The sequence below is a fragment of the Streptosporangium sp. G11 genome (assembly GCF_051192615.1).
Lineage (GTDB): Bacteria > Actinomycetota > Actinomycetes > Streptosporangiales > Streptosporangiaceae > Streptosporangium.
The window spans coordinates 1-9,076 of the sequence record NZ_JBPJUQ010000156.1 but is presented as its reverse complement, the minus strand read 5'-3'; the positions used below and the strand labels follow the sequence as shown (position 1 = coordinate 9,076).

The 9,076-nt window shown below is 70.4% G+C and carries 8 protein-coding genes, 1 other RNA gene and 1 pseudogene; 4 read left to right on the top strand and 6 right to left on the bottom strand.

The genetic code is table 11. The features are described from left to right. From ACSDR0_RS48030 to ACSDR0_RS48020, 3 genes and pseudogenes are all read right to left on the bottom strand, one after another. A pseudogene (locus ACSDR0_RS48030) lies at positions 1-330 on the bottom strand (GNAT family N-acetyltransferase); the annotation flags it as partial. Positions 331-436: 106 nt separating this feature from the next. Next, positions 437-1,471 carry a dipeptidase gene (locus ACSDR0_RS48025; protein ID WP_435295680.1) on the bottom strand — a complete coding sequence of 345 codons (1,035 nt, stop codon included), beginning with the start codon at positions 1,469-1,471 and terminating at the stop codon, positions 437-439. 113 nt (positions 1,472-1,584) lie between these two features. Next, positions 1,585-3,024, bottom strand: a complete 1,440-nt coding sequence (locus ACSDR0_RS48020) for a flavin-containing monooxygenase (RefSeq protein WP_435295679.1) — start codon at positions 3,022-3,024, stop codon at positions 1,585-1,587. A 307-nt stretch (positions 3,025-3,331) separates the two neighbouring features. On the opposite strand from ACSDR0_RS48020, the gene ACSDR0_RS48015 reads away from it, so the two are divergent. From ACSDR0_RS48015 to rnpB, 4 genes are all read left to right on the top strand, one after another. Further along, entirely contained in the window at positions 3,332-4,168 is an 837-nt protein-coding gene (locus ACSDR0_RS48015) for a Nif3-like dinuclear metal center hexameric protein (protein ID WP_435295678.1), read from the top strand. Then, on the top strand, positions 4,165-4,905 hold the full coding sequence (locus tag ACSDR0_RS48010; RefSeq protein WP_435295677.1) for a zinc ribbon domain-containing protein: 741 nt from the start codon (positions 4,165-4,167) through the stop codon (positions 4,903-4,905). Before ACSDR0_RS48015 ends, ACSDR0_RS48010 begins: the two co-directional genes overlap by 4 nt. Positions 4,906-4,910: 5 nt before the next feature. After that, positions 4,911-6,284 (top strand): bifunctional RNase H/acid phosphatase, encoded by a 1,374-nt coding sequence (locus ACSDR0_RS48005; protein ID WP_435295681.1) that lies wholly within the window; start codon positions 4,911-4,913, stop codon positions 6,282-6,284. A 235-nt stretch (positions 6,285-6,519) separates the two neighbouring features. After that, an RNA gene (rnpB, locus tag ACSDR0_RS48000) (RNase P RNA component class A) lies at positions 6,520-6,913 on the top strand. A 77-nt stretch (positions 6,914-6,990) separates the two neighbouring features. Here rnpB and ACSDR0_RS47995 read toward each other — a convergent pair. The 3 genes from ACSDR0_RS47995 to ACSDR0_RS47985 form a co-directional block, all read right to left on the bottom strand. Next, positions 6,991-8,142 carry a tyrosine-type recombinase/integrase gene (locus ACSDR0_RS47995; protein ID WP_435295676.1) on the bottom strand — a complete coding sequence of 384 codons (1,152 nt, stop codon included), beginning with the start codon at positions 8,140-8,142 and terminating at the stop codon, positions 6,991-6,993. Then, positions 8,139-8,315, bottom strand: a complete 177-nt coding sequence (locus tag ACSDR0_RS47990) for a helix-turn-helix domain-containing protein (protein ID WP_435295675.1) — start codon at positions 8,313-8,315, stop codon at positions 8,139-8,141. The genes ACSDR0_RS47995 and ACSDR0_RS47990 overlap by 4 nt, the downstream gene beginning before the upstream one ends. Continuing rightward, the coding region (locus tag ACSDR0_RS47985) for a replication initiator (RefSeq protein WP_435295674.1) at positions 8,312-9,076 on the bottom strand (765 nt) is incomplete at its 5' end. The genes ACSDR0_RS47985 and ACSDR0_RS47990, both read right to left, overlap by 4 nt.

The following is a 9,076-nucleotide window of genomic DNA, read 5'->3' as shown; positions in this document are numbered from 1 at the left end:
GCCCCGCTCCAGCGCCCACGCCCGCTGGTGCAGCTTGAGGGCGAACCCGATCCCGCGCCCGGCCAGGGCGCCGGTGACGTGCGAGTGCAGCACCTGTCCGGCCGGAGCGCCCAGGAACCCCACCGACGCCCCCACCAGCGTCCCGCCCTCGTACGCTCCGGCCACGTAGTTGCCCGCGTGCGACAGCGCCCGCATCATCTCCACGGTGATCGGCGGGTTGGCGGGGTCGGGGTGCCAGATGCCGTCGAACAGCCGCTGGACGTCCTCGAACTCGCCGATCTCGACCAGTTCCACGACGCGCACCCCGCCACCGTGGGAGTCACCCGTCATCCGCCCCCCTGCCCCGCCCCGGGGCGCCCCGCCCGGCGCCCGAGCCGCCCGTACCGGCCGAGGTCGTCGTCCGGTCCCCCTTCGGGGGTGCCCTCGGCGGGCTCGCTCAAGCGGGCCTGCCCAGCTCGGCGCGGAAGAGCCGGTGCACGTTCCCTCCGATGATCTTCACGATCTCCTCGTCGGCGAATCCGTGCTTGAGCAGGGCGTCGGTGACCAGGGGCAGCCCGCTCGGGCCCGACAGCCCCGGCAGGGCGGCGAGGGTGTCGACGCCGTAGCCGTCCATCTCGCAGCACGGGGGGGTCACGTCGTGCATGATCTCGCGGATGAAGTCGGGGCCGAGTCCCACGTGGTCGATCCCGCCGACGCTCGCGACGTGCTCGATGTGGTCCACCAGCCGGTCCAGGGTGTACTCGGCCGGATCCTCGGAGAGGAAGGCCGCCAGGAAGTTGACGCACACCACGCCGCCGGTCGCGGCGACCGCGCGGATCTGGGCGTCGGTGAGGTTGCGGTGGTGGTCGCGCAGCGCGCGGGCCGAGGAGTGGGTCGCCATCACCGGCCGGGTCGCCAGCTCCAGCACGTGCTCCACCCCGGAGGCGCCCAGGTGGGAGACGTCGAAGATCATGCCGAGGCGTTCCATCTCCCGCACCGTCTCCACCCCCGCCGCGGTGAGCCTGCTGCCGGTGGCGTCCTCGCCGCTGCCGTCGGCCAGCGCCGTACGGCCCCAGTGCGCGATCGAGGCGACCCGCACGCCGAGCCGGTGCAGCGTCGGCACCAGTTCGACGGCGGCGTCCAGTCCCGGCATGCTCTCCAGTGCCAGGACCAGGGCGATCCTGCCCTCGGCGAGCGCCTCGTCGATCTGCGTGCCGTCCACGCAGAGGCGTACGGCGTCGGCGTTGCCCTCGGCCAGCACGTGCGCGCACTCGATCATGCGCAGGGTCTGCCGGAGCGAGCCCTCGGGGCGGTACTGGTCGTCGATGAAGACCGGCAGCACCTGGAGGTTCACCCCTCCTTCGCGCAGCTGGGGCAGCCAGCGTTCGCGGAAGAAGGAGGCCCACCGCCGAGGGGGCCTGGCGGTGACGGCCATCAGCAGGTCGTTGTGGGTATCGGCGACCACGGAGTCGCTGTGGAGGTCGGCGGACACGGGCGGGCCCTTCTACGCGGACGGCTCTCGTTCGCCACGACGGTATCGGCCCTCCGGCCCGTCTCGTACTTCCGTACCTCCGTACGGGGGCATGGGTCCGGTGCGCGGGTGGGTCAGCGCGCGAAGCGGAAGGCCTCCGGGCGCGGGGTCCTGGTGATGCGGCGGTAGGTGCTCGTCGTGCCGGGCCAGTTGGCGGTCACCCGGCCCGCCGCGTTCTTGTACCAGCTCGTGCAGCCCGCCTGCCAGACCATGCCCTCCATGGCGCGGTCGAGGCTTCGCCGCCAGGTGGCCATCGCCTCCGGCCTGACCTCCATCGGCCCGCGCGCGGCCAGGTGCGGCAGGCAGCCCATGACGTACCGGACCTGGCATTCGATCATGAAGACGATCGAGTTGTGGCCGAGGTTGGTGTTGGGGCCGTAGAGCAGGAACAGGTTGGGAAAGCGCGGCACGACGATGCCCAGGTACGCCTCCGCGCCGTCCTTCCACTCCTCGGCCAGGTGCCGCCCCCCGCGCCCGGTGACCTGGATGGAGGTCAGGAACTCCGAGGTCTCGAAACCGGTCGCGTAGACGATCACGTCGGCTTCGCGGAGCCCGGCGGAGGTCTCCACGCCGCCGGGGACGATCCGGGTGATCCTGTCGGTGACGACGTCCACGTCGGGACGGGTCAGTGCGGGATAGAAGCCGCTGTCGATGACGACCCGCTTGCAGCCGACCGGGTAGTCGGGGGTCAGCCTGGCCCGCAGCAGGGGGTCGGGGACCTGTTCGCGCAGGTGCCCCAGGGCCCGCCTGCGCAGCAGGTCCGAGCTCCAGCCCCCGGCCAGGGCGGGGTGGAGGGTGTGCTCGGCGTACCGGTAGACCCACTCGCGGTAGGCGCGCTGCAGGAACGGCACGCGGCGGAAGGCCGTCCGCGCGCCGGGGCCGAAGGCGGAGTCCGGCTTGGGGATCACCCAGTTGGGGGTCCGCTGGAAGACGTCCAGGTGATCGGCCACCTCGGCCACCTTCGGGATGAACTGCGCCGCCGACGACCCGTTCCCGATCACGGCCACCCGCCTGCCCGCCAGGCCGACGGAATGGTCCCAGCGCGCGGAGTGGAAGGCCGGACCGTCGAATGATGACATTCCCGGAATGTCGGGCAACTGGGGCCGGTTGAGCTGCCCCACGGCCGACACCACCACGTCGAACAGCTCGTCCCCGGCCGTCGTGCGGACCCGCCACCTGCCCAGGGACTCGTCGAAGGTTGCGGCGACGACCGTCGTGTTCAACCGGATGCGGGGACGCAGGCCGTACTTGTCGGCGCACCCCTCCAGGTAGCGCAAGATCTCCGGCTGTCCGGGGTAGCGGCGCGTCCAGCTGGAGTATCTCTCGAAGGAGAAGGAGTAGAGATGTGAGGGGATGTCGCAACCCGCCCCCGGATAGGTGTTGTCGCGCCAGGTTCCCCCGACGTCGGCCCCCTTCTCGAAGATCGTGTACGAGCGGATGCCGGCCTTCTCCAGCTGGATGGCCATGCACAGCCCGCCGAATCCGGCACCGATGATCGCGACATTAGGCCTCATGCGCACGCCCTCCGGGTGTCAGTAGCCACTTACGCTAGGCGATCCGCCCGCGCCGGGGAAGCCGCCGCGGCGAGCCGTGCGGGGTGGCGCTGCTGCTGTGGCGAGCGGTACGGGTGGGGCGCTGTGGTGGCGAGCCGTTCGGGGTGGGGTGCTGTGGTGATGAGCGGTCCGGGGTGGGGTGCTGTGGTGAGCCGTTCGGGGTGGCACTGCTGTGATGGCGAGCGGTACGGGTGGGCGCTGTGACGAGTGGTCCGGGGCGCGGCGCCGTGGTGACGAGCCGTCCGGGGAAGGCCGGTAGTCTGCGCACGTGCCTACGCTTGCCGACATCGTCACAGAGCTGGAGTCCCGTTACGACCCGCGATGGGCGGAGTCGTGGGACGCGGTCGGGCTCGTCTGCGGGGATCCCGCCGCCGAGGTGCGCAAGATCCTGTTCGCGGTCGACCCGGTGGCCGCCGTCGCCGCCGAGGCCCTCGACTGGGGCGCCGACCTCGTCGTCACCCACCACCCGCTCTACCTGCGCGGCACCACGAGCGTCGCGGCGACCACCTCCAAGGGCCGCCTGATCCACACGCTGATCAAGAACGACATCGGGCTCTTCACCGCCCACACCAACGCCGACGTCGCCGACCCCGGCGTCTCCGACGCGCTCGCCCGCGCCGTCGGCCTGACCGGCCCGCTGGTCCCCCTCAGTCCCGCCGCCGACGACCCCCGGCGCGGCCTGGGCCGCGTCGGCTCGTTGCCCGCCCCCGTCCCCCTCGCCGAGTTCGCCCGGCAGGCCGCCCGCGGGCTCCCCGCCACGGCGGGCGGCCTGCGGGTCGCCGGAGACCCTGGCCGCCCCGTCCAGCGGATCGCGGTCAGCGGCGGATCCGGAGACTCCCTCCTCGGGACGGCCCGCGCCGCCGGGGTGGACGTCTTCCTCACCGCCGACCTGCGCCACCACCCGGCCAGCGAGTTCATGGAGGTCTCCGGTGGCCCCGCGCTGATCGACGCGGCCCACTGGGCCACCGAATGGCCATGGCTCGCCGACGCGGCACGCCATCTCGCGTCCGCAGCGGCCGCCAGGGGGATTACTGTTGAGACGCGCGTATCCGAGACGGTCACGGACGCCTGGAACACAACAGCAAAGTGCGAGGATTTCACGTGAAAGCAGCCCCTGCGGCCCAGAAGCGTCTGCTTGACCTGGCCGAAATCGACTCCGCCATCGACCGGCTGACCCATCGCCGCCGTACCCTTCCCGAGCTGGCCCAGATCGACGAGCTCTCCGGGCGCATCGCCCGCATCGCGACCCAGGTGATCGCCGCCGAGACCGAGTCCGGCGACCTCGCCCGCGAGCAGAGCAAGGCCGAGGCGGACGTCGACTCGGTCCGCACCCGCGCCGAGCGCGACCAGAAGCGCCTCGACTCCGGCCAGGTGTCCTCGCCCAAGGACCTGGCCAGCCTCCAATCCGAGATCGTCTCCTTGAAGCGCAGGCAGGGCGATCTGGAGGAGGTCGTGCTGGAGATCATGGAGCGCCGCGAGTCGGCCGACGAGCAGGTCACCAGGCTCGTGGCCGAGCGCGACGAGCTCGCGGGCACCCGCGGCACCGCCGAGGACCGCAGGGACGCCGTCTTCGCCGAGATCGACAAGGAGAAGGGCGAGCTCCAGGGGAAGCGCGCCGAGGTCGCCGAGGACATCCCGGCCGACCTGCTCACCCTCTACGCGAAGCTCAAGGAGCAGTTCGGGGTGGGTGCCGCGATGCTCCAGGGAGCCCGCTGCCTCGGCTGCCGCACGAGCCTGTCCATCGCCGAGATCAACCGCATCAAGGCCGCCTCCCACGAAGAGGTCATCCGCTGCGAGGAGTGCCGCCGGATCCTCGTCCGTACCGCCGAGTCCGGCCTGTGACCTCTGTGACCTCGTACGTCATCGAGGCCGACGGCGGCTCGCGGGGCAACCCGGGCCCGGCCGGTTACGGCGCCGTCGTCAAGGACGCCGCCGACGGCCAGGTGCTGGTCGAGACCGCCGAGTCGATCGGCACCCAGACCAACAACGTCGCCGAGTACCGTGGGCTCATCGCGGGCCTGACCTCCCTCCTCGCCCTCGCGGGCGACGGCGCGAAGGTCGAGGTCCGGATGGACTCCAAGCTGGTCGTCGAGCAGATGGCCGGCCGGTGGAAGATCAAGAACGAGGGCCTGCGCCCGCTCGCCCTGGAGGCCGCGGCCCTCGCCAGGCGTCTCAAGGTGACCTGGCGCTGGATTCCCCGCGAGAAGAACAAGGACGCCGACCGCCTGGCCAACGAGGCCATGGACGCCGCCGCCAAGGGCCGCCCCTGGACCCTCTCGGCCTCCTCGGCCTCTTCCGCCACGGCGGCTCCCGGCGGCCGGGCCACCGAAAGCGGCGCCTCCCGAAGCCGGACGTCTGGAAACGGTGCCTCAGGAAGCGGGACGTCCGGAGACGGCGCCTCGGGAACCCGAAGCGGCGCTCTCGGAAGCGATTCCCCCGCCGAGGACCTCCTCCTCTTCGACACCGGCGACCTCGGCGGCGGTGTCCCGGAGACCGATGACCTCGGCAGCGGCGACTCCGGCGCTGCCGGGAGCGCCGCGCATGAGAGGGCGGGCCGGACGGCCACCCCCACGGCTCCGAGCAGCGGCTGGCGCCCTGCCACCTCCGTCGCGACCTCGCTGTACCTGCTCCGGCACGGCGAGACGCCGCTCTCCGTCGAGCGCAGGTTCTCCGGGCTCGGAGACCCCGAGCTCACGCCCAACGGCATCGCTCAGGCCGAGGCCGCCGCGGCCAAACTGGCCGGGAAGCCGTACGGCATCCAGGTGATCGTCAGCTCGCCGCTCAAGCGCGCCCGCGCCACTGCGGAGATCATCGCGGCCAGGGCGGGGCTTGAGGTCGTCGTCGAGGAGGGTCTGCGGGAGACCGACTTCGGAGACTGGGAAGGTCACACGTTCACGGAGATCCAGCGCCGCTGGCCCGACGAACTCGCCGCGTGGCTGGCGGACCCGTCCGCCGCGCCGCCGGGTGGGGAGAGTTTTGGGAAGGCGGCGCGGCGGGTCCAGGCGACCGGGGACCTGCTGATCGAGCGTTACGAGGGGAAGACGGTCCTCGCCGTCTCCCACGTCACGCCGATCAAGATGCTTCTGCGGTTCGCGCTGCTCGCTCCCCTTGACGCGCTGTACCGCATGCATCTCGACCTGTCAGCCCTGTCCCTGATCGAGTATTACGCCGACGGCCCGGCGGTGGTGAAGGCGTTCAACGACACCTCGCACCTGCGCTGAGCCGGCGGTCTCACGTCCACGACAGACCTCGGCCGCGGGGGCGGTGGAACACCCGCTCCCCGCGCCGGCCGTACCCCTCGCGGCGCGCGGGACCGGCCGTCTCGCCGGTCAACGGTGCTCTCATCGGTTCCCCCGGTCTGGTCCGTCCCGTCTCGCTTGATCCATATTCCAGCGCAGACGACTTGCCGCTCGGTTGGAGTCCACTTGGGAGCCGTTAGGCTTGTAATACGGCGGACGAGCCGGCCGGGCGGCCGCGTCGGGTCTCTTCTGAGACTCGCCGAGGAAGGTCCGGGCTCCACAGGGCAGGGTGGTCGGTAACGCCGACCCGGGGTGACCCGCGGGAAAGTGCCACAGAGAACAGACCGCCTCTCGCAAGACGAGGTAAGGGTGAAACGGTGGTGTAAGAGACCACCAGCGCCCACGGTGACGTGGGCGGCTCGGTAAACCCCACCCGGAGCAAGGTCAAGAAGGGATGCTCTCCGGAGTGTCCCGCGCGCGACGCTTGAGGGCTGCCCGCCCGAGCCGCGCGGGTAGACTGCTTGAGGCCGACGGCAACGTCGGTCCTAGATGGATGGTCGCCTCTTCACGCAAGTGAAGGACAAAACCCGGCCTACAGGCCGACTCGTCCGCCCTGTCCTCCTCTGACCTGCTGTGAAGCCTTCGCTGAGCAAGATCAAAGCAGCCGGAGGGCACATTGGGGGCACATTCATGTGAGCCCGCCCGCCGCGGCGAAGGCGTGGTCCAGGGCCGTGCGAGCCCGCTCGGACGCCTCCGGAACCAGATGCCCGTAGAGATCCACGGTCGTGGTGATGGACTCGTGCCCGAGCCACCGGGACACCTCGGAGATGGGCACGCCCTCGGCGAGCGCCGTACTGGCGAAGGTGTGCCGAAGATCGTGGAACGTCATGTCCACCGGTACCCCCGCTGAGAAGATCGCGGGCTTCAGGATGTCGGCGTTGAAGTAGTCGCGCCGGATCAGGTTCCCGCGCGTCGTCCGGAAGAGCACGTCCTCAGGCTTGTGCCTATCGATGTACTCGGCCAGCGCACGGGCGAGAACGGCCGGGATGGGAACGTCGCGGACAGAGGCTCTTGTCTTCGGCGGAGCCAATGTCGGACGCCGATCGATCACCACGACCTGCTGGTCCACGGTCAGCATGCCCTCGGCGAAGTCGATCCGGTCGACGGCCAAGCCGAGCGCTTCTCCTTGTCGAAGACCGGCCGTGGCGCCCAGGAGGATCAGCGGCGCGTAGTCGGGCCGCATGGCCCGGTAGAGCGCGAGCACCTCGGTGGGGGAGAGGAGCCGGATCGTGGTCTTGTCCGGCTCTGGCAGGCGGATGTCGACGCAGGGGGAGCGGCGGATCATGCCGTCCCGTACAGCTCCGCGCATGATGCTGGAGAAGATCACATAGATGGTCTCGACCGTGCGCGGGGCCAGGCCTTTCACGTGCAGGTCCTTCACCCACTTCTGCACCGAAGTAGGCCGTATGGAGATCAGGGGAACCAGGCCGAACACCGGGTTGATGTGGTTCTTCAGGTGCCCTTCGTAGGTCATCGAGGTTCCGGGCTTGTGCAGCCGAGAGGCCAGCCACGTCCCCGCGTACACCTGGAACCTGGTCTGGCCGAGCTTGGGGTCGATCCACTCACCACGCGGTTCGTCGGCACGACGCGTCACGTCGAAGCGGTCAGCGTCGGCCTTCTTCTCGAAGTTGCGCTTGCGCTGCTCGCCCTTCTCGTTCCGGTAGCGAACCTGCCAGCGCACCCCCTGTCCGTGCTTGGCGGTCGGCACACGCTTGTGCTCGGAGCACTTCGTCTCTCCGGGATCGGGATGGGCCTTGTGCCACCGGTCGTAGACGGTCATGTCTGCTCCCGGACCCAGGCGCGTACATCTTCGGGGAGGTAGCGCAGGTGCTTGCCGATCCGACGACCGGGCGGTCCGATCCTTCTGCAGCGCCATTGGTAGAGGGTTCCGGCCGGTACTCGGAGATAGGCGGCGACCTCATCCACCGTCCAGAGGGGATCGAGCGTCTTCATGGATGCCGTCCGGGATCGGCCAGAGGCACACCGGTCAACGCGGCTGCGAGGATGGCGTCACCGAGCGACAGCCCCTTGCCTGCGTACTCCCAGTTGGTGATGACGAGGACGGTGTCCTCGTCGAAGAGGGGCAGGCGTCCGGTGGTGATCTCTTTGGTGCGGGCGAAGTCGCGGCGTTCGTCGCGGATGGAGCCGATGGTGGTGGAGTAGTGGCGGGAGCGGGTGGAGAAGTGGCCGCGGAAGCCCAGCATGTGGGACCAGTGGGCAAGGCGGAGGTCGGCCAGTTCGTCGAGGGCGCTCAGGCGCTGGCATTCGGCGATGAGGCGGCGGGGATGGTCGCGGAGGTTGAAGGCGGTCAGGTCGTCGAGGGGGTTGATGCGTCGGTCCAGGGTGCCGACGCACTCGGCGGCTTTGGTGGCGTACTTGGCGATGTAGCCGGCCACGGCCTGGTCGGAGAGTTCGCCGTCCATGGTGATCTGGCGGACGTCGAGCTGTTGTCCCCAGCGCAGGATGCGCGCGGGTTCGTCGCCTGCTGCGGGAACGGTTACGGTCACTGCTCGGACGGCGTGTTGTATGGCGTGCGTCAGCATCTCCGCCGTCGCCCAGGCTGGAGGCGGTGCGCCTGGTCCGTCCGGCCCGTCGAGGCGGATGACGGCGTGGAAGTGGACGACGCCGCGTTTCTGGTACTCGGCGACTTTGGCGAAGGAGATCGTCAGGCGTTCGCGGAGCTCCCGCAGGGTCAGACCGGCCGTCTTGGCGAC

Bases quoted from the DNA above. Each gene is read 5' to 3' on its own strand.
- ACSDR0_RS48020 (WP_435295679.1), bottom strand. From the start codon at position 3,024: ATGAGGCCTAATGTCGCGATCATCGGTGCCGGATTCGGCGGGCTGTGC.
- ACSDR0_RS47995 (WP_435295676.1), bottom strand. From the start codon at position 8,142: ATGACCGTCTACGACCGGTGGCACAAGGCCCATCCCGATCCCGGAGAG.
- ACSDR0_RS47990 (WP_435295675.1), bottom strand. From the start codon at position 8,315: ATGAAGACGCTCGATCCCCTCTGGACGGTGGATGAGGTCGCCGCCTAT.